The sequence below is a fragment of the Streptomyces diastatochromogenes genome (genome assembly GCF_002242805.1).
In the GTDB taxonomy this organism is placed as follows: domain Bacteria; phylum Actinomycetota; class Actinomycetes; order Streptomycetales; family Streptomycetaceae; genus Streptomyces; species Streptomyces diastatochromogenes.
In genome coordinates, this window is record NZ_MCGQ01000016.1 from 420,465 (window position 1) to 439,714 (window position 19,250).

The window sequence follows — 19,250 nt, forward strand, 5'->3', positions numbered from 1 at the left end:
GCGTAGTCTTCGATTCTTCGGCGCACACCAGCGTACGCCCGTGTTAACTGAGCCCTTCAGCTGAGGCCAACCTCACGGCCGCAGGGCGCATTCCCTGGATCAGGCGGATGTCTTCTCGATCACCCGCGGCTTCAGCTCCGCGTTCTCCAGGATGTCCGTCAGGTGGCGCCGCACCACCGGCAGGACCTCCTCGATCGTGATCTCCCGGCCCAGCTCGTTGGCCAGGGAGGCCACCCCCGCGTCCCGGATGCCGCACGGGATGATCCGGTCGAACCAGCGGTTGTCCGGGTTCACGTTGAAGGAGAAGCCGTGCATCGTGACGCCCTTGGCGACGCGGATGCCGATCGCGGCGATCTTGCGGTCCTCGCGGCGCTGGCCGGCGTTGGAGGGGGCGTACTCCGGGCCGTTGAGACGGGGGTCGAACTCGTCGTCGTGCAGCCGCGGGTCGAAGTCGAGGGAGAGTCCGCCGAGCGCCGGCCGCTGCTCGACCGGGTCGCCGAGCACCCACACGCCGCTGCGGCCCTCGACCCGGGTGGTCTCCACGCCGAACTCGGTGCAGGTGCGGATGAGCGCCTCCTCCAGACGGCGCACATGCGCGACGACGTCCACCGGGCGCGGCAGCTTCTGGATCGGGTAGCCCACCAGCTGACCGGGGCCGTGCCAGGTGATCTTGCCGCCGCGGTCCACGTCGATGACCGGGGTGCCGTCCAGCGGACGCTCGCTGTCCTCGGTGCGGCGGCCCGCCGTGTACACCGGGGGGTGTTCCAGGAGCAGCACGGTGTCGGGGACCTCGTCGGCGAACCGGGCCGCGTGCACCCGGCGCTGCTCGTCCCACGCCTCCTGGTACTCGACGGCATCCGCGCCGAACCCCATGTGGACGAACCGCAACTCACTCACGGCAAGCGCCTCCCTCAGCGATGGGTGTGTCAGGCACGTAAAGCGCCCACGCCACTGTACGTCCGTCCGGCGTACGTCAGCCCGGAGGGCAATCCTCACACGATCGGATGAATGCGCCGGGAAGTGTGTGATCGTCTATTCACTCTCCGCTACATTCGCGCCGTTCGTGATGCCAAAAGGGCAGCTCACAGGCAATCCCGGCACTTCAGAAGCCCGGAAGGCAGGAGACCGCACCACAGATGACGGACCGACCCGCGCAGCGCACCCCCAACCGCCAGCTCGCCGCGCTCATCGCAGAAGCGGGGTTCTCCAACGCGGGACTGGCCCGTCGCGTCGACCAGCTCGGTCTGGAACACGGGCTGGACCTCAGATACGACAAGACCTCGGTCACCCGCTGGCTGCGCGGGCAGCAGCCCCGGGGCACGACGCCCGCGCTGATCGCCGAGGTGTTCACGCGCCGGCTCGGGCGCCGGCTCACGGCCCAGGATCTCGGCCTGGACGCCTGTGCGCCGGTGTACGCCGGGCTCGAGTTCGCGGCCACTCCGGAGGAGGCCGTCGACATCGTCAGCGGGCTGTGGCGCAAGGACTCCGGCAGCCACGCCGAGCTGCGCAAGATCGCCTTCACCCCGGCGGGGCTGGTCGTGCCCAGCCGGGACTGGCTGATCGGCAAGGCCGACGACAAGGTGGCCCGGGAGCCGGCGCCCCGGGTGCCCGCCCAGGTCCGCCCCGGCGCCCAGGGCCGCCCGGAGGCCGTACCGGCTCCGCCCCGGCCCCGCGGCCACGCCGCCCGCGCCCCCGGCCACAAGGTCAGCGGCGGTGACATCGCCGCGCTGCGCTCGGTCGGCGAGCTGTTCCGCACCCTCGACGACGCCTACGGCGGCGGCCACGCCCGGCAGGCCCTCGTGCGCTACCTGGAGCACGAGTGCGAGCCGATGCTGCGCGGCACCTACGACGAGCAGACCGGCCGCCGCCTGTTCGCCGCGGCCGCCGACCTCACCCGGCTCGCGGGCTGGACCTCGTACGACATCGCCGCGCACGGACTCGCCCAGCGCTACTTCGTGCAGGCCCTGCGCCTCGCCCAGGCGGCCGGTGACCGGTCCTACGGCTCCTACGTGCTGGTCACCATGAGCCGCCAGGCCGTCTACCTCGGACACGGCAGGGAGGCCGTGCAGCTGGCGCGGGTGGCCCAGCAGGGGGTCGGCACCGGCGCGCCGCCGGTCGTGCAGGCGCTGCTGCACGCCTCCGAGGCCCGCGCGCACGGGGTGCTCGGGGAGGTGCGGGCGTGCACCGGGGCGCTGGTGCGGGCCGAGCGCGCCCTGGAGGCGGCCCGGCCCGGGGACGACGTGCCGTACTGGGCCCGGTTCTTCGACGAGGCGCAGCTCGCCGACGAGTTCGGGCACTGCCACCGCGACCTGCAGCAGTTCCGGGCCGCCGCCCAGCACGCGGAACGCTCCCTCCAGCTCCGCGCCCCCTCCTACGCCCGCAGCCGGCTGTTCTGCCGGGTCGTCCTCGCCACCGCCCGGCTCGGCCTCGGCGAACTCGACCAGGCCTGCGCCCTGGCCGCCGAGGCCGCCGGCCAGGCGGCGGAGATGCGGAGCGCTCGCGCGATCGAATACGTGAAGGACTTCGAACGCAGGCTGGAGCCGTATCGGGACGCGGCACCGGTGCGGGGGTATCGGGAGAAGGTGGCGGCGTTGGGGTGAGCAACAGCAGCCACTCGCCGTTGCGGGTTGCGGTTGTTCAGCCGGTGACGCCGCCGTCGTGGCTGGTCGCGCCCACGCGGCGGAGCCGCATATCGATACGGTCCCGCGCCCCTTCAGGGCGTCTACGCCGCCCGGGGCAAACTGGGTGTCGGGTCCGCGCTGTGCAGCGAACCCGTCGCCCCCAGGTCCGCCAGGACCGCCGCCGCGGCGCGGTGAGCCGAGTGCAGGGCGCCCTGGACGGTGCTGGTGTCGCGGTGGTCGCCGCAGACGTACAGGCCGGCCAGGAGGCGTACCGGGCGGCGCAGGTCGTGCGGGGGGCGCATCGCCGGTATCGCCTGCGGGGTGTGGTGCACGGCGAGTGTCTCCCAGCGGCGCGTCGAGGTGCCGTAGAGCCGCGAGAGGTGGATGCGGACGGCGGTGTCGATCCCGTCGGGCGGGGTGCCCAGCACGGTCGACGAGATCAGCACGCGGCCGGCCGGGGCGCGGCTCGGGTCGACGTTGCTGAGCACCGCCGTGTGCGCGACCGGGCCGCCGCGGTCGGCGTCCAGCAGCAGCGACGTGCCCGTCGCGAGGACCGCGGCCGGCTCGTCCGTGGTGTGGTGGACGACCGTCACCGGGTGGAAGTCCGGCACCCTGAGCCCCGGCAGCAGCTCGGCCGCGGCCCGCGCGTCCGTCGCCAGCAGCACCGCACGACAGCGGATCTCACCGTGCTCGGCCGTGGTCACCGAGGTCGTGGACACGGAGGTGACCCGCACCCCGGTGCGCACGGTGCCGGGCGGCAGCGCGCCGGCCAGCAGCTCCGGCAGCACCTCGGCGCCGCCCTCCGGCACGCACAGCCGGCCGCTCGCGAAGGAGTGCAGCGCCAGGTCGGCGCACCGGCTGGACGTGGTCAGCTCCGGGTCGCACAGGAGCGCGGCGAGCAGCGGACGGAGGAAGCCGTCGATCGTCCGGGCGGGCACCCCGCGGGCCGCGAGGGCCTGTGCGGCGGGCTGTTCGGGCCGGGACAGCAGACGTTCGACGGGGGTGGCGGCGATCCGGCCCAGGGCGGCGCCCAGGCGGGCCTGGTCGACCGCGCCGCCCACCGGCGCACCGGCCCGGCCCGGCCCGGCCGCCGGGCCCCTGGGGGCGCTTGCCAGGGCGCGCACCACATGGAGTGCGCCCCTTGCGCTCCCTGCGGCCGCCGGTGCGCCCGCGCGATGGGTGCGCCCGTCGCGGTGCAGCAGGACGCCGGGCGCGAAGCGGCGCAGGGTGAGTGAGTCGAGCCCCGCGGTGCGGCGGAGCTCGGGATAGGACGTGGACAGCAGCTGTCCGATGCGGTCGAGTCGGAAGCCGTCGACCTTCTCGGTCGACATACGGCCGCCCACGTAAGGGGCGGCCTCCAGGACTGCGGTCGTTACTCCTGCGCTGGTGAGCCGATGAGCCGCCGAGAGTCCGGCGATGCCGGCTCCCACGATGACGACGTCCACCTGGTACGCGGGCTCAAGCACGAGGCCCCTCCTGTGGTTGCGCGGCCGGTGGAGACGTCATGCCCCCAACTGGCTCCAGGGATACCCGAGTTCGGGTCGAGGTTAGGGCCGTGATCGGTCAGGAACAGTCGCGCATCAACAGGGCACGGTCGCACGGCGGTCGCATGCGGTCACAAGAAGTCGCAGGAGGTCACAGGAGATTTCAGGAGCTTCCCTGACGTGGTGTCAGGCCGCGCGGATCGCGTCGTCGATACCGGGGAACGCAAAGGTGAACCCGGACTCCAGCAGCCGCTTCGGCACCACCCGCGCGCTGCCCAGCACCTCCCCGGCCATCTCGCCCAGCGCCGCCCGCAACGCCGGCGCCGGGACGGCGAACAGCGTCGGCCGGTGCAGCACCCGCCCCATCGCCGCCGTGATCTCACGGTTCGTCAGCGGCTGGGGCGCGGTCAGGTTGAACGGCCCGGACAGCGTGTCATGGTCGATGAGGAACCGGATCGCGGCGACCTCGTCGTGCAGCGCGACGTACGACCAGTACTGCCGTCCGTCGCCCATCCGCCCCCCGAGCCCCGCCTTGAACAGCGGGAACAGGCGCCCCCAGGCCCCGCCGCCCCGCGCGACCACCAGCCCCGTGCGCACGAACACCGTCCGCACCCCCGCCTCCTGCGCGGGCGCCGCCGCCTCCTCCCACTCCACGCACAGCGACGGCAGGAACCCGTCCCCGGGCGGCGCGTCCTCGTCCACGGCCCGGTCGCCCGTGTCGCCGTAGATGCCGATCGCGCTGCCGTTCACGAAGACCCGCGGCGGTGCATCCAGCGAGGCCACCGCCTCCGCCAGCGCCGCCGTGCCGAGCACCCGGCTGTCCCGCACCAGCCGCTTGTACTCCGGTGTCCAGCGCCGGTCACCGATCCCCGCCCCCGCGAGGTTGACCACCGCGTCGCAGCCGACCAGCCCGGCCGCGTCCACCTGCTGCCGCTCGGGGTCCCAGCGGACCTCGCTCCCGTCCCGGGGCGCACGGCGGACCAGGCGCACCACCTCGTGCCCGTCCGCGGTCAGGGACCGCACCAGGGCGCTGCCGATGAGACCGGACGCACCGGCCACCGCGATTCGCGAACGTTCCATGCGCCCCATCCTTCCCCCTCGCACCTAAGGAGGCCGTGATACGGCGAGGACGCGCCAGGAGACGACACGCAACGAGGCGACGCACGACCAGAGCTACGACGTGACCAACTGCCCCGTGTCCACCGGCGCGGTCGCCCTGGCCGCGCGCCCCGCGTCGCTCGACACCTCGGCCGCCGTCAGCACGTACCCCGTCTCGGCGTCCGAGGTGGAGCGGGCGAAGACCACGCCGAACACCCTGCCGTCGGTGGTCAGCAGCGGGCCGCCGGAGTTGCCCGGCCGGACCGTCGAGCGGATCGAGTAGATCTCCCGGGTGACCGTGTGGTCGTTGTAGATGTTCTGGCCGGTCGCCCGCACCCGGTTCGCCACCGTCGCCGCCTGCAGGTTCAGGTTCCCGTCCTGCGGGTAGCCCGCGACCACCGCCGAGTCGCCGCGCGAGGCGTCCTGATCGAACCGCAGTACCGGGGCGCGCAGCTCGGGCACGTACAGCACCGCCACGTCCCGGTCGGGGTCGAAGAGCACCACCCGGGCCTCGTACGACCGCCCGACCCCGCCCACCCGCACGCTCGGGTGGTCGATGCCCGCCACCACGTGGGCGTTCGTCATCACGTGCCGCGACGCGTACACGAAGCCACTGCCCTCGCGGCCCTCGGTGCCGGAGGCGCCCTCGATCTTCACGGTGCTCCGCTTGGCGGCGTCGGTCGCGGCCGGCGTGACACTGTCGCCCGTGGGCCTGGGCACCTGGGCCGTCGACTCGTTCTCGAACGGGTTGAAGACCTGCGGGAAGCCTGCCTCGGTCAGTGCGGACGTCGCCCGCGAGAACCACACGGGGGTCGTCTCCGGCATCGTCTGCTGCACCGCGCCCAGCAACGCCGAGTTCCGTATCGACGTCGTCAGGGTCTGCGACGAGGACGCGCCCAGCACACTCGCCGCGACCCAGGCCACGATCAGCACGGCGACCGAGTTCGCCGCCGCACCTCCTATCCCGTCCGCCACCCGCAGCGGACCCCGGCCCTCCCGGTCCAGCTCCCGCCGCAGCCGCAGCGCCAGCCGGCCCGCCAGCTCGTGCCCCACCACCCCCGGCACCAGCACCGTCAGCACTGCCAGCACGGTCGCGGCCGCCGACCCGCGGGCCACCAGACCGGTCACCCACGGCAGCACCCACACACCGATGACCGCGCCGCCCACGAACCCGGCCAGGGAGACGCATCCGGCCACCAGGCCGCGCCGGTACCCGGACGCCGCGTAGACGAGGATCACCAGTGCAAGCACCAGGTCGAGCAGGTCCACGGAGCCGCCTTTCTCTCGGACCCCCTTATACGGCCGGGACGGGCCCGATGATCAGTCCCGCGCGCGGGAGCGGCCACCGGGCGGCGGACCGGCCACGTGTGCGTATATCCCCAGAAACGTCCTCCACCAGGACGATGGTTCCACCGGGTGGCACAGCACACATCGCGAGCCCGGCGTACCGGCCCGACAGTGGGCTCATGTCTGTCCTCCGAAGATCGCGTGGGACGCGGAAGCGGCGGGCCCTGCGCGTTCCCGGCGCCGTACTGGTGCTGCTGGGATGTCTGCCCGGACTGACCGCCCTGCTCGCGCTGGCCCTGTTCGCCCGCGGTGTCGAGCGCCCGGTCGCGGTCCGGCTCGGCCAGCCCGCCGCGGACCGGCCCCAGCCGGCCCACCGCGCCCCGCGGCCGCGGATCGTGCCCCGCTCCGCCTGGATGGAGCGCACCGCGGCCACGCCCAGCCAGCCGCCCCCGCGCTACGACGACAAGGTGGTCGCCGTCTTCGTCCACCACACCGACTCGCCCAACCGCTACCAGTGCGACGACTCTCCCCGCATCATCCGCGACCTGTACGCGGGGCAGACCGGCCTGCGCCGCTGGGACGACATCGGCTACAACTTCCTCGTCGACCGCTGCGGCACCATCTACGAGGGCCGCGCCGGAGGCGTCGAGCGGCCCGTCACCGGCGCCCACACCCAGGGCTTCAACCACCGCACCGCCGGAATCGCCGCCCTCGGCACCTTCACCGCCGGCGTCCCCGTGCCGCAGGCCATGACCGACGCGATCGCCGCCGTCGCCGCCTGGAAGCTCGGCCTCGCCGACGTCGACCCGCGCTCCCGCACCCGCCTGGTCTCCAGCAACGGCCTCAGCCGCTACAAGGCGGGCAGCACCGCCACCCTGCCCGCCGTGGCCGGCCACAACGAAGGCTTCATGACCAGCTGCCCGGGCGCCGCCCTGACCGCCCGGCTCCCGGAGATCAGACGGACCGCGGCCCGCCTGCAGGGCCGTGTCCCGGCCGGCCCGGTGCCCACAGGAACGCCACAGGCGGCTCACCGCACCCCCTGAGGTCTCCGCCCTACCGTCGAGGCACGCACTCAGCGCGAGATGCGCCGACTGGAGGTGGGGAACGATGAGCGGTCGTACGCAGCAGCGGAACGAGTCCGTGTGGACCCGGGCGGTGCGCCGCCCCTGGACCGTCGTCTGCGTGGTCGCGGCGGTCGTGGTCGGGCCGGCCGCCGCGACGGCCTCGGCCCTCGACCGGGCCAACGCGGCGCCGCCGCTGCACGCGGAGTCAGCCCTTGAAACGCGTTGAGAGCCGGGGATACAGCTCGGTGAGGACCGCCTCGTTCTCGAAGTCGATCGGGGTGCCCTCGGGTTCGGCGGGCGCCGGCGCGATGCCGAGATCCGGGGCGACGGTGCCGGTGAGCTGTTCGTACGCCTCGTCGGCCGCGTAGCCCAGCTCCTCGCCGTCGCCGTCGATCTCCTCGTCGAACTCCTCCAGCAGCTCGGCCAGGGAGTCCGGTTCGTGCACGGCGCCCTCGAAGATCTCCCGGCCCTGTCCGATGAGCCAGCACCGGAAGAAGTCGAAGGCGTCGTCGCTGGCCCCGTCGAGCAACACCCAGGCGGCGCCCCACAAATCCCAGGTGTAGGCACGGTTGTAGCGGGACTCGAAGTGACGGGCGAAGTCCAGGACCGTCTCGGGGTCCAGCTGGAGGAGCCGCTCCACGAGCACGTCGGCCTGGTCCTCGGGGTCGCCCTCGGCGGCCTCGCGGGCGGCGTCCATCAGCTCCCAGAACTCCGTCTCTTCCATCACGGCACCAGCATCGTGCCTGAGCCGGTGGGGCGCACGCGGAGTGCGGAGGATCGTTATCAGACGTTCCCGCACCCGTACCGCGCGGCGAGCGCGGCCGCGTCCGCCGCGAACCGCTCCCGCAGGCTCCCCGGCGCCAGCACCTCGGCCTCCGGCCCCAGCGCCGTCAGCTGGCTGTGCGCGACCTCCTCCGACTCCACCGGCACGGTCACCGTCACCCACCCCTCGCCGTCCGGCTCGCCCGCGCCCGTGAGCGCCTCGCGCGCGGAGAGCGGGTCGACGGCGTACGGCAGCCTGCGCACGCCGTCCGGGGACAGCCGTACGACGACCTCGGCGCGCAGGATCGACCGGGCGAACCGCTCGGCCTGCTCGGCCCAGTGGCGGGGCAGGTCGAACTCCGGATCACGGCCGAAGCGCTCGTCGCGGGCCTCGACGGTGTCGAACCGGTCGATCCGGTACGTCCGGAAGGCGCCGCCGTCGGGCACCCGCGCGCACAGGTACCAGACGCCCGCCTTCAGCACGAGCCCGTACGGCTCCAGCTCCCGCTCGACCACGGCGTCCCCGCGCCGGTAGCCGGCACCGATCCGCCGGTCCTCCCACACCGCCTCGGCGATCACGGGCAGCAGCGCGGGGGTCTCCGGCTCCCGGAACCAGGCGGGCGCGTCCAGATGGAAGCGCTGGGCGGCGCTGTCCGGGGCGTCCCGCAGGGAGGGCAGCAGAGCGGCGGAGACCTTCAGCCGGGCGGCGGAGGCGACGTCCTCCAGACCCATCTCCCGCAGCGCCCCCGGCACCCCGCTCAGGAACAGGGCCTCGGCCTCGCTGCGCGCCAGCCCCGTCAGCCGCGTGCGGTACCCGCCGATCAGCCGGTAACCGCCGGCCCGCCCCCGGTCGGCATACACCGGCACCCCCGCCTCCGACAGCGCCTGCGCGTCCCGGGTCACGGTGCGCTCGGACACCTCCAGCTCCCGGGCCAGCTCGGCGGCGGTCATCGAGGGCCGGGACTGGAGGAGGAGCACCATTTTGATGAGGCGGGCCGCACGCATGGCCTCATGATGCCGGGGGCCACTGACAGAGAAGGGGTACGGCAGATGCCGTACCCCTTCCCAGGACCTCGGTGACTACAGCCCGTACTTCTCCCGGGCCTCCTTCACCGCCGTCGCCTTGACCTCGCCGCGCCTGGCGAGCTGGGCCAGGGCCGCGACGACGATCGACTGGGCGTCGACGCCGAAGTGGCGGCGGGCGGCCTCGCGGGTGTCGGAGAGGCCGAAGCCGTCGGCGCCCAGCGAGGAGTAGTCCTGCTCGACCCACTGCGCGATCTGGTCCGGGACCTGGCGCATGTAGTCGGACACCGCGAGCACCGGGCCCTCGGCGCCCTGCAGGGCCTGGCGCACGAACGGCACGCGCTCCTCGCCGCGCAGCAGGGCCGCGTCGGCCTCCATCGCGTCGCGGCGCAGCTCGGACCAGGAGGTCGCGGACCACACGTCGGCGGCCACGCCCCACTCCTCGGCGAGCAGCTTCTGGGCTTCGAGGGCCCAGTGGATCGCCGTACCGGAGCCGAGCAGCTGGATGCGCGGGGCGTTGGCAGGGGCGGTCACGCCCGCGGACTCGGCCGTGTTGAAGCGGTACAGACCCTTGACGATGCCCTCGTCGATGCCGAGTCCGGCCGGCTTGGCCGGCTGCGGCATCGGCTCGTTGTAGACCGTCAGGTAGTAGAAGACGTTCTGGTCCTCGCCCGGCTTGGCCTCGCCGTACATCCGGCGCAGACCCTCACGGACGATGCCCGCGACCTCGTACGCGAAGGCCGGGTCGTACGTCAGCGCCGCCGGGTTGGTGGCCGCGATGACCGGGGAGTGGCCGTCGGCGTGCTGCAGGCCCTCGCCCGTCAGGGTCGTACGGCCCGCCGTCGCGCCGACGAGGAAGCCGCGGCCGAGCTGGTCGCCGAGCTGCCACATCTGGTCGGCGGTGCGCTGCCAGCCGAACATCGAGTAGAAGATGTAGAAGGGGATCATCGCCTCGCCGTGCGTGGCGTACGCGGTGGACGCGGCGATGAAGTCGGCCATCGAACCGGCCTCGGTGATCCCCTCGTTGAGGATCTGGCCGTTCTTGGCCTCCTTGTAGTACATCAGCTGGTCGCGGTCGACCGGCTCGTACGTCTGGCCCTTGGGGGAGTAGATGCCCAGGGACGGGAAGAGGCTCTCCATGCCGAAGGTGCGCGCCTCGTCGGGGACGATCGGCACCCAGCGCTTGCCGGTCTCCTTGTCGCGGACCAGGTCCTTGACCAGCCGGACGAAGGCCATCGTGGTGGCCACGTTCTGGGAGCCGGAGCCCTTGTCGAAGGAGGCGAAGGCCTTCTCGGCGGGGGCGGGCAGCGGGGCCAGCGCGTGCGTGCGGCGGGCCGGGGCCGGGCCGCCGAGGGCGGCGCGGCGCTCCTGGAGGTAGCGGACCTCGGGGGAGTCGGCGCCCGGGTGGCCGTAGGGCACCACGCCGTCGACGAAGTCGCTGTCCTTGATCGGCAGGTCCAGCAGGTCCCGCATCGTCTTGAACTCGTCCACCGACAGCTTCTTCATCTGGTGGTTGGCGTTCTTCGACGCGAAGCCCTCGCCGAGGGTGTGGCCCTTGACCGTCTGGGCCAGGATCACGGTCGGCGCGCCCTTGTGCTCGACGGCGGCCTTGTACGCGGCGTAGACCTTGCGGGCCTCGTGACCACCGCGCGAGAGGTGGAAGACCTCGAGGATCTTGTCGTCGCTCAGCAGCTTCGCCATCTCGACGAGCGCCGGGTCCTTGCCGAAGAAGTCGGCGCGGATGTAGGCGGCGTCGCGGGTCTGGTACGTCTGGATCTGCGCGTCCGGTACCTCGCGCAGGCGGCGTACGAGCGCGCCCGTGGTGTCGAGGGCGAACAGCTCGTCCCAGGCGGTGCCCCAGAGCGTCTTGACGACATTCCAGCCGGCGCCGCGGAACTGGGCCTCCAGCTCCTGCACGATCTTGAAGTTGGCGCGCACCGGGCCGTCGAGACGCTGCAGGTTGCAGTTGATGACGAAGGTGAGGTTGTCCAGCTCCTCACGGGCGGCGAGCGCGAGGGCCGCCGTCGACTCCGGCTCGTCCATCTCGCCGTCGCCGAGGAACGCCCACACGTGCGAGGCGGAGACGTCCTTGATGCCGCGGTTGGTGAGGTAGCGGTTGAAGCGCGCCTGGTAGATCGCGGAGAGCGGGCCGAGGCCCATCGACACCGTCGGGAACTCCCACAGCCAGGGCAGCCGGCGCGGGTGCGGGTAGGACGGCAGGCCGTTGCCGCCGGACTCCTGGCGGAAGTGGTCCAGGTGGTGCTCGTTCAGGCGGCCGTCGAGGAAGGCGCGGGCGTAGATGCCGGGGGAGGCGTGGCCCTGGATGTACAGCTGGTCGCCGGAGCCGGCGGCCTCCTGGGATTCCTTGCCCTTGAAGAAGTGGTTGAAGCCGGTCTCGTAGAGCCAGGCCGCGGAGGCGAAGGTGGCGATGTGGCCGCCGACGCCGTACTTCGAGCCGCGGGTCACCATGGCGGCCGCGTTCCAGCGGTTCCAGGCGGTGATCCGGGACTCCATCGCCTCGTCACCGGGCAGGCCCGGCTCGGCGGCGGTGGGGATGGTGTTGACGTAGTCGGTCTCGAGGAGCTTCGGCAGCGCGATGCCGCCCGCCTCGGCGCGCTCCAGCGTGCGCCGCATCAGGTATGCGGCGCGGTGCGGCCCGGCCTCCCTGGCGACGGCGTCGAGGGAGGCCTGCCATTCGGCGGTCTCCTCCGGGTCGCGGTCGGGGAGCTGGTCGAGCGCGCTCGGCTGGATGGCGTTGGGGTCGGTCATGTCGCCGCCTTCCTCAGTCGAAGGGGGTTCCCTCATCGGTAAGGGTTCGGGGGTGCCCTTGGTCTTTGGCAGGACAGGGCAGGCGGACTTCGGTGGAAGTCCGTCGGAGACTGTAACTCCCTGATCGATGATCGATCAAAGGGTTGCGGGGCAAAACTTCTCGATTCCGAGAAAGTGGGCACCCGGTGCCTTCGACGATGGCACCGGGTGACGTTGAATCGCCTTGTTTTCGCAGGTGGGACGGCGTCTGAGCGGGGGTGCGCTCTCCTGCATCAAGCCCGCGGCGCGCAGCCGAGCACGTGGGCCTTCACCAGCTCCGCGATCCTCGGATCCCGGCGCTTGAAGGCCTGCACCAGCTCCTCGTGCTCCTCCGCGTACGACTGCTGGACCGTGCCCAGCCAGCGGATGGACAGGGCCGTGAAGACCTCGATGCCCAGGCCCTCCCAGGTGTGCAGCAGCACCGAGTTGTGCGCGGCGCGCACGAGTTCGCGGTGGAAGCCGACCGTGTGGCGGACCTGGGCCGTGCCGTCGGCCTTGCGGTCGGCCTCGTACAGGGCGAGGACGTGCGGCTCCAGGGCCGAGCAGTCCTCGGCGAGGCGGTCCGCCGCCAGCTCCGCGGCGATGGCCTCCAGGCCGGCTCGGACCGGGTAGCTCTCCTCCAGGTCGGCCGCGGTCAGGTTCCGGACCCGTACGCCCTTGTTCGGAGCCGACTCGATCAGCCGCAGGGACTCCAGCTCACGCAGGGCCTCGCGGACCGGGGTCTGGCTGACCTCCAGCTCGGTGGCGATCCGCCGCTCCACGATGCGCTCGCCCGGCTGCCAGCGCCCGCTGACGATTCCCTCCACGATGTGCTCGCGGATCTGCTCGCGCAGCGAGTGGACGACGGGCGCGGTCATGAGGGCTCCTTAGGGAGGGCTGACGTTTAGACAATACGGCGGGTTCGCTCCGTGAGTAGGGCGTGTGGGGGTGCTTTTGCGCAGGTGAGACGAGCCTTACACGCTGAGCGTCCCGACAAACACGAACACCCCGTCCGGAAAGCTCCGGACGGGGTGCCGTACAGGCATGAAGCCCAGGTGGCTTACAGGCCGAGCTCGACCTCGAACTCGCCCGCCTCCAGGATGGCCTTGACCGCCGTCAGGTAACGGGCCGCGTCGGCGCCGTCGACCAGGCGGTGGTCGTAGGAGAGGGTCAGGTAGGTCATGTCGCGGACGCCGATGACCGTGCCCTCCTCGGTCTCGATGACGGCCGGACGCTTGACCGTGGCACCGATGCCGAGGATCGCGACCTGGTTCGGCGGCACGATGATCGTGTCGAACAGCGCGCCACGCGAACCGGTGTTGGAGATGGTGAAGGTCGCGCCGGACAGCTCGTCCGGGGTGATCTTGTTGGCGCGGACCTTGCCCGCCAGGTCGGCCGTGGCCTTGGAGATGCCGGCGATGTTCAGGTCGCCCGCACCCTTGATGACCGGGGTCATCAGGCCCTTCTCCGAGTCCACCGCGATACCGATGTTCTCGGTGTCGAAGTAGGTGATCGTGCCCTCGGCCTCGTTGATCCGGGCGTTGATGACCGGGTGGGCCTTCAGCGCCTGGGCGGCGGCCTTGACGAAGAACGGCATCGGGGAGAGCTTGACGCCCTCACGGGCCGCGAACGAGTCCTTCGCCTTGGCGCGCAGCTTCATCAGGCGGGTGACGTCGACCTCGACGACCGACGACAGCTGGGCCTGCTCGTGCAGGGCCTTGACCATGTTGTCGCCGATGACCTTGCGGATGCGGGTCATCTTGACGGTCTGGCCGCGCAGCGGGGAGACCTCCAGCGCCGGAGCCTTCTTCGCGGCGACCGGAGCGGCCGCGGCCGGAGCCGGGGCAGCGGCGGCGGCCTTCGCGGCCTCGGCGGCGGCGATGACGTCCTGCTTGCGGATACGGCCGCCGACGCCGGTGCCCTTGACGGTGGACAGGTCGACGCCGTTCTCGGCGGCGAGCTTGCGCACCAGCGGGGTGACGTAGGCGCCCTCGTCGGTCGCCTGGGCGGCGGGGGCGGGAGCGGCCGGAGCCGGGGTGACCGGGGCCGGAGCGACCGGCGCGGGGGCCGGGGCAGCGGCAACCGGAGCGGGCGCCGGAGCCGGGGCGGCCGGAGCGACCGGGGCCGGCGGAGCCACGGGGGCGGCCGGAGCGACCGGAGCCGGGGCAGCGGCGGCCGGGGCCGGAGCGGCGGGGGCCGGGGCGGCGGCCGGAGCCGCACCCGCGGCGCCGATGACGGCGAGCTTGGCGCCGACCTCGGCGGTCTCGTCCTCGTTCACCACGATCTCCAGCAGCACGCCGGAGGCGGGCGCCGGGATCTCGGTGTCGACCTTGTCCGTGGAGACCTCGAGCAGCGGCTCGTCGGCCTCGACGGAGTCACCGACCGACTTCAGCCAGCGGGTGACGGTGCCCTCGGTGACGGACTCACCGAGCGCGGGCAGGACCACGTCCGTGCCGGTGGCGCCACCGGCCGGGGCGGCGGGAGCGGCAGCGGGGGCCGGGGCCGCCGGGGCCTCGGCGACCGGCGCCGGAGCGGCCTCGGCGACCGGGGCGGCCACCGGCTCGGCGGCCGGGGCCGGAGCGGCGGCCGGCGCACCGGTGCCGTCGTCGATGATCGCCAGCTCGGCCCCGACCTCAACGGTCTCGTCCTCGGCGACCTTGATCGAGGCCAGGATGCCCGCGGCCGGCGCCGGAATCTCGGTGTCGACCTTGTCGGTCGACACCTCGAGCAGCGGCTCGTCGGCCTCGACGCGCTCGCCTTCGGCCTTCAGCCAGCGGGTGACAGTGCCCTCGGTGACGCTCTCGCCGAGCGCCGGAAGGGTTACGGAAACCGCCATGGTTTCGGTTGCTCCTTACGAATTGCGGAAGTCTGTGTCGTCGCGCCCGTGACCGAAGGCTCAGTCGTGGGAGTGCAGCGGCTTGCCGGCCAGCGCCAGGTGTGCCTCGCCGAGCGCCTCGTTCTGCGTCGGGTGGGCGTGGATGAGCTGGGCGACCTCGGCCGGCAGCGCCTCCCAGTTGTAGATCAGCTGGGCCTCGCCGACCTGCTCGCCCATGCGGTCGCCGACCATGTGGACGCCGACCACGGCACCGTCCTTCACCTGGACGAGCTTGATCTCGCCCGAGGTGTTGAGGATCTTGCTCTTGCCGTTGCCCGCCAGGTTGTACTTCAGAGCGACGACCTTGTCCGCGCCGTAGATCTCCTTGGCCTTGGCCTCGGTGATACCCACGGAGGCGACCTCCGGGTGGCAGTACGTCACCCGCGGGACACCGTCGTAGTCGATCGGGACGGCCTTCAGACCGGCCAGACGCTCCGCCACCAGGATGCCCTCGGCGAAGCCGACGTGCGCGAGCTGGAGCGTCGGGACCAGGTCACCGACGGCGGAGATGGTCGGAACGTTGGTGCGCATGTACTCGTCGACGAGGACGTAACCGCGGTCCATCGCGACGCCCTGCTCCTCGTAGCCCAGGCCCTGGGAGACCGGGCCGCGGCCGACGGCGACGAGGAGGACCTCGGCCTCGAACTCCTTGCCGTCGGCGAGGGTGACCTTGACACCGTCCTGGGTGTACTCGGCCTTCTGGAAGAAGGTGCCCAGGTTGAACTTGATGCCGCGCTTGCGGAACGCGCGCTCAAGAAGCTTCGAAGAGTTCTCGTCCTCGACCGGGACGAGGTGCTTCAGACCCTCGATGACCGTGACGTCCGAGCCGAAGGACTTCCACGCCGAGGCGAACTCGACGCCGATGACACCGCCGCCCAGGATGATCGCGGACTTCGGCACGCGGTCCAGGACGAGGGCGTGGTCGGAGGAGATGATCCGGTCGCCGTCGATCGTCAGGCCCGGCAGCGACTTCGGCACGGAGCCGGTCGCCAGCAGGACGTGGCGGCCCTGGATGCGCTGGCCGTTCACGTCGACGGAGGTCGGGGAGGACAGACGGCCCTCACCCTCGATGTAGGTCACCTTGCGCGAGGCGATCAGGCCCTGCAGACCCTTGTACAGGCCGGAGATGACACCGTCCTTGTACTTGTGGACGGCCGGGACGTCGATGCCCTCGAAGGTGGCCTTGACGCCGAACTGCTCGCTCTCGCGGGCCTGGTCGGCGATCTCGCCCGCGTGCAGCAGGGCCTTGGTGGGGATGCAACCCCGGTGCAGGCAGGTGCCGCCGACCTTGTCCTTCTCGATCAGGGCGACGTCCAGGCCCAGCTGCGCCCCGCGCAGGGCCGCGGCGTAACCACCGCTACCACCGCCGAGGATCACTAGGTCGAAAACGGTGCTGGCGTCGTTCGCCACGTCACGTCCTCCATGCATGTGCGCCGTAGACCGGTCTCCAGTGACCGGCGGGCGGCTGGTGTCCGGCCGCTTGATGCTTCGGCCCTTCGGTGGGGGCCCTGTCCTGCCGGGCTCCATCTTTGCACTTGTTCGAGGCGGACGAGACGCCGGGCCGGGGTGTGACACATCGCACTGGTGGCGAGCAACGGGACAAAACGGCTCCGGAGTGAAGGACACCCCGGAGCCGTCATGGCAAAGGACTCAGCCTCAGCCGAGGTCACCCGCCGCGGTGAGCTCCGCGAGCCGCACCAGCGTCCGCACCGCGCTGCCCGTACCGCCCTTCGGCGTGTAACCGAACGCACCGCCCTCGTTGAAGGCCGGCCCGGCGATGTCCAGGTGCGCCCAGGTGATGCCCTCGCCGACGAACTCCTTCAGGAACAGACCGGCGACCAGCCCGCCACCCATCCGCTCACCCATGTTCGCGATGTCGGCGACGGTGGAGTCCATCCCCTTGCGCAGGTGCTCCGGCAGCGGCATCGGCCAGGCGGGCTCGCCGACCTCCTCCGCCGCCTCGTACACCGCGGAGCGGAATGCGTCGTCGTTGGCCATGACCCCGAAGGTCCGGCTGCCCAGCGCCAGCATCATCGCGCCGGTCAGCGTGGCCACGTCCACGATCGCGTCCGGCTTCTCCAGCGAGGCCGCCCACAGCGCGTCGGCCAGGACCAGCCGGCCCTCGGCGTCGGTGTTGAGCACCTCGACGGTCTTGCCGCTGTACATGCGCAGCACGTCACCCGGGCGCACCGCGGAGCCGGAGGGCATGTTCTCGGCCAGCGCCAGCCAGCCGGTGACGTTGACCTCCAGGCCGAGGCGGGCGGCGGCGACGACCGCGGCGAACACGGCGGCGGCACCGCTCATGTCGCACTTCATGGTCTCGTTGTGACCGGCCGGCTTCAGCGAGATGCCGCCCGAGTCGTAGGTGATGCCCTTGCCGACGAAGGCCAGGTGCTTCTCGGCGTTGGGGTGCGTGTACGTCAGCTTGACCAGGCGCGGGGTCGCGGCCGAGCCGCCGCCGACGCCCAGGATGCCGCCGTAGCCGCCCTTGGTCAGAGCCTTGTCGTCGAGCACCTGCACCTTGAGGCCGTGCTCCTTGGCCGCGTCCTGGGCCACCGCGGCGAACACCTGCGGGGTGAGGTCGTTCGGCGGCATGTTGATCAGGTCGCGGGAACGGTTCAGCTCCTCGGAGACCGCGACGGCCCGGGCCACGGCGGCCTTGTGGACCGCGTCCCGCGGCTTGCCGCCGAGCAGCGCGGCCTCGGCCAGCGGCGCCTTGCCGTTCTTGGCCTTGGCGTCCTTGCCGGAGTCCTTGTACGTGTCGAAGGCGTAGGCGCCGAGCAGGACGCCCTCGCCGATCGCGCCGACGGCGTCCGGGCCTTCGAGGGGCAGCGCGAACGCGGCCTTCTTGGAGCCGGCGAGCGCCCGGGCGGCCACGCCGGCGGCCTTGCGCAGCGCCTCGGCGTCGTACCCGGCGTCCTTCTCGGGCACCGCGCCCAGGCCCACCGCCACCACGAGCGGCGCCTTGAAGCCGGCCGGGGCGGGCAGCTTCGTCAGCTCGCCCTCGGCACCCGAGGCGCCGAGGGTCTCCAGGACGCCGGCCAGCTTGCCGTCGTACGCGTTGTCCACGGCGTCGGCGCCGGGCGCGACGACGGGTCCCTTGGCGCCCTTGGCGACACCGATCACGATCGCGTCGGCCCGCAGGCCGGGCGCCGCGGCGGTGCTGAGAGTCAGAGCAGTCACGGTGGTGAAATCTCGCTTCCGATGTGAAGTTGCTGTGGCCGATGAGGGGTGGGTCGACCGGGCCCGAGAGCCGACCCTAGGTCCAGGCCTTGGGGTAGGTGGCAACCGGGGCCTTCACCCTGTCGGCGAACACCCGTGACGAGACTACGCGCGTACGACCGTTCGCTCATGCCTGCGGGTGTTCACCTGTGCGTGGCGTCGTGGCCACTTCTCGCCCCCGGGCGTCGGTGAGCCGCCGGCTAGCCCAGCGACAGCACCACGAGCGCGGCCGTCGCCGCCGTCTCCGCGAGGGCGCCGAACACGTCCCCGGTGACCCCGCCGAAGCGGCGGGTGCAGCGGCGCAGCAGGAGTTCGGCGGTGGCGAGGGACAGCAGGACCGCGGCCGCCGCGCGCACGGCGCCGTACGGGCCGAGGGCCGTGCCCCAAGCGGCCGCGACGATCGTGCAGGTGGCCGTGACGGCCAGCGCGCCCGGCACCGGCACCACGCCGGCGACCGCCGCCCCGAGACCCTCCGGACGGGCCGCCGGCACCCCGGTGCGCGCGGCCAGGGTGAGCGCGAGGCGGGCCGCGACCGCGGCGGTCACCGCCGCGGTGCCGCCCCGCACCCAGGAGTCGGCGTAGAGCTGTGCCAGAGCGGCGACCTGGGCCAGCAGGACCAGGACGAGGGTCAGCACCCCGAACGGCCCGATGTCCGACTGCTTCATGATCCGCAGCGCTTCCTCCGCGGGCTTGCCGCTGCCGAGCCCGTCCGCCGTGTCGGCGAGCCCGTCGAGGTGCAGACCGCGGGTCAGCGCGGCCGGTACGGCGACGGAGGCGACGGCGGCGAGCAGCGGACCGGCGCCCAGGAGGAGCAGCAGCAGCCCGAGCCCCGCCGCGCAGCCGCCGACGACCAGTCCGACGACCGGGGCGCCCAGCATGCCCCGGCGCGCGGCCTCCCTGTCCCACCGGTGCACCCGGACGGGCAGCACGGAGAGCGTGCCGAAGGCGAAGCGAAGGCCGTCGAGGGAGGAGGACTTGAGCACCGGCGCAGGTTACCGGGCCGTCGCGACGCCCCCTGATAGGGCCA

Annotated in this window: 15 protein-coding genes; 3 read left to right on the forward strand and 12 right to left on the reverse strand. The window is 72.5% G+C overall.

Going from position 1 to position 19,250, the window contains the following annotated elements:
* Window positions 1–99: 99 nt before the first annotated feature.
* Window positions 100–897 carry a lipoyl(octanoyl) transferase LipB gene (gene lipB, locus BEK98_RS21395; protein WP_094218203.1) on the reverse strand — a complete coding sequence of 266 codons (798 nt, stop codon included), beginning with the start codon at window positions 895–897 and terminating at the stop codon, window positions 100–102.
* Between the two features lie 239 nt (window positions 898–1,136).
* On the opposite strand from lipB, the gene BEK98_RS21400 reads away from it, so the two are divergent.
* Window positions 1,137–2,600 (forward strand): NsdA family TPR-like regulatory protein, encoded by a 1,464-nt coding sequence (locus BEK98_RS21400; RefSeq protein ID WP_094218204.1) that lies wholly within the window; start codon window positions 1,137–1,139, stop codon window positions 2,598–2,600.
* A gap of 122 nt (window positions 2,601–2,722) precedes the next feature.
* On the opposite strand, the gene BEK98_RS21405 is transcribed toward BEK98_RS21400, so the two are convergent.
* The 3 genes from BEK98_RS21405 to BEK98_RS21415 all read right to left on the reverse strand — a co-directional run bounded on the left by BEK98_RS21405 (window position 2,723) and on the right by BEK98_RS21415 (window position 6,472).
* Window positions 2,723–4,087, reverse strand: a complete 1,365-nt coding sequence (locus tag BEK98_RS21405) for an NAD(P)/FAD-dependent oxidoreductase (protein WP_094218205.1) — start codon at window positions 4,085–4,087, stop codon at window positions 2,723–2,725.
* 204 nt (window positions 4,088–4,291) lie between these two features.
* Window positions 4,292–5,185, reverse strand: coding sequence for a TIGR01777 family oxidoreductase (locus tag BEK98_RS21410; protein ID WP_094218206.1), 894 nt, complete (start codon window positions 5,183–5,185; stop codon window positions 4,292–4,294).
* Between the two features lie 93 nt (window positions 5,186–5,278).
* Window positions 5,279–6,472 (reverse strand): MarP family serine protease, encoded by a 1,194-nt coding sequence (locus tag BEK98_RS21415; RefSeq protein WP_094218207.1) that lies wholly within the window; start codon window positions 6,470–6,472, stop codon window positions 5,279–5,281.
* A 197-nt stretch (window positions 6,473–6,669) separates the two neighbouring features.
* Here BEK98_RS21415 and BEK98_RS21420 point away from each other — a divergent pair, with 197 nt between their 5' ends.
* Window positions 6,670–7,533, forward strand: coding sequence for a peptidoglycan recognition protein family protein (locus BEK98_RS21420; RefSeq protein WP_244201917.1), 864 nt, complete (start codon window positions 6,670–6,672; stop codon window positions 7,531–7,533).
* A gap of 64 nt (window positions 7,534–7,597) precedes the next feature.
* A complete protein-coding gene (locus tag BEK98_RS21425; RefSeq protein ID WP_094218209.1) occupies window positions 7,598–7,780 on the forward strand; it encodes a hypothetical protein in 183 nt (60 codons plus the stop codon).
* Here the strand turns inward: BEK98_RS21425 and BEK98_RS21430 are convergent.
* The 8 genes from BEK98_RS21430 to BEK98_RS21465 all read right to left on the reverse strand — a co-directional run bounded on the left by BEK98_RS21430 (window position 7,760) and on the right by BEK98_RS21465 (window position 19,206).
* Window positions 7,760–8,278, reverse strand: coding sequence for a DUF4240 domain-containing protein (locus BEK98_RS21430; protein ID WP_167444225.1), 519 nt, complete (start codon window positions 8,276–8,278; stop codon window positions 7,760–7,762). The genes BEK98_RS21425 and BEK98_RS21430 overlap by 21 nt on opposite strands.
* 59 nt (window positions 8,279–8,337) lie before the next feature.
* Window positions 8,338–9,321 (reverse strand): helix-turn-helix transcriptional regulator, encoded by a 984-nt coding sequence (locus BEK98_RS21435; protein WP_094218211.1) that lies wholly within the window; start codon window positions 9,319–9,321, stop codon window positions 8,338–8,340.
* Between the two features lie 75 nt (window positions 9,322–9,396).
* Window positions 9,397–12,108, reverse strand: coding sequence for a pyruvate dehydrogenase (acetyl-transferring), homodimeric type (gene aceE, locus BEK98_RS21440; RefSeq protein WP_094218212.1), 2,712 nt, complete (start codon window positions 12,106–12,108; stop codon window positions 9,397–9,399).
* A 272-nt stretch (window positions 12,109–12,380) separates the two neighbouring features.
* The gene (locus BEK98_RS21445; RefSeq protein WP_094218213.1) at window positions 12,381–13,004 is read right to left on the reverse strand and encodes a GntR family transcriptional regulator; all 624 of its coding nucleotides are present in this window, start codon (window positions 13,002–13,004) and stop codon (window positions 12,381–12,383) included.
* A gap of 182 nt (window positions 13,005–13,186) precedes the next feature.
* Window positions 13,187–14,962, reverse strand: coding sequence for a 2-oxoglutarate dehydrogenase, E2 component, dihydrolipoamide succinyltransferase (sucB, locus tag BEK98_RS21450; RefSeq protein ID WP_094218214.1), 1,776 nt, complete (start codon window positions 14,960–14,962; stop codon window positions 13,187–13,189).
* Window positions 14,963–15,022: 60 nt separating this feature from the next.
* On the reverse strand, window positions 15,023–16,411 hold the full coding sequence (lpdA, locus tag BEK98_RS21455; RefSeq protein ID WP_094218215.1) for a dihydrolipoyl dehydrogenase: 1,389 nt from the start codon (window positions 16,409–16,411) through the stop codon (window positions 15,023–15,025).
* A gap of 246 nt (window positions 16,412–16,657) precedes the next feature.
* Window positions 16,658–18,184, reverse strand: coding sequence for a leucyl aminopeptidase (locus BEK98_RS21460; protein WP_094218216.1), 1,527 nt, complete (start codon window positions 18,182–18,184; stop codon window positions 16,658–16,660).
* Between the two features lie 239 nt (window positions 18,185–18,423).
* On the reverse strand, window positions 18,424–19,206 hold the full coding sequence (locus BEK98_RS21465) for an adenosylcobinamide-GDP ribazoletransferase (RefSeq protein ID WP_094218217.1): 783 nt from the start codon (window positions 19,204–19,206) through the stop codon (window positions 18,424–18,426).
* Window positions 19,207–19,250: the final 44 nt, after the last annotated feature.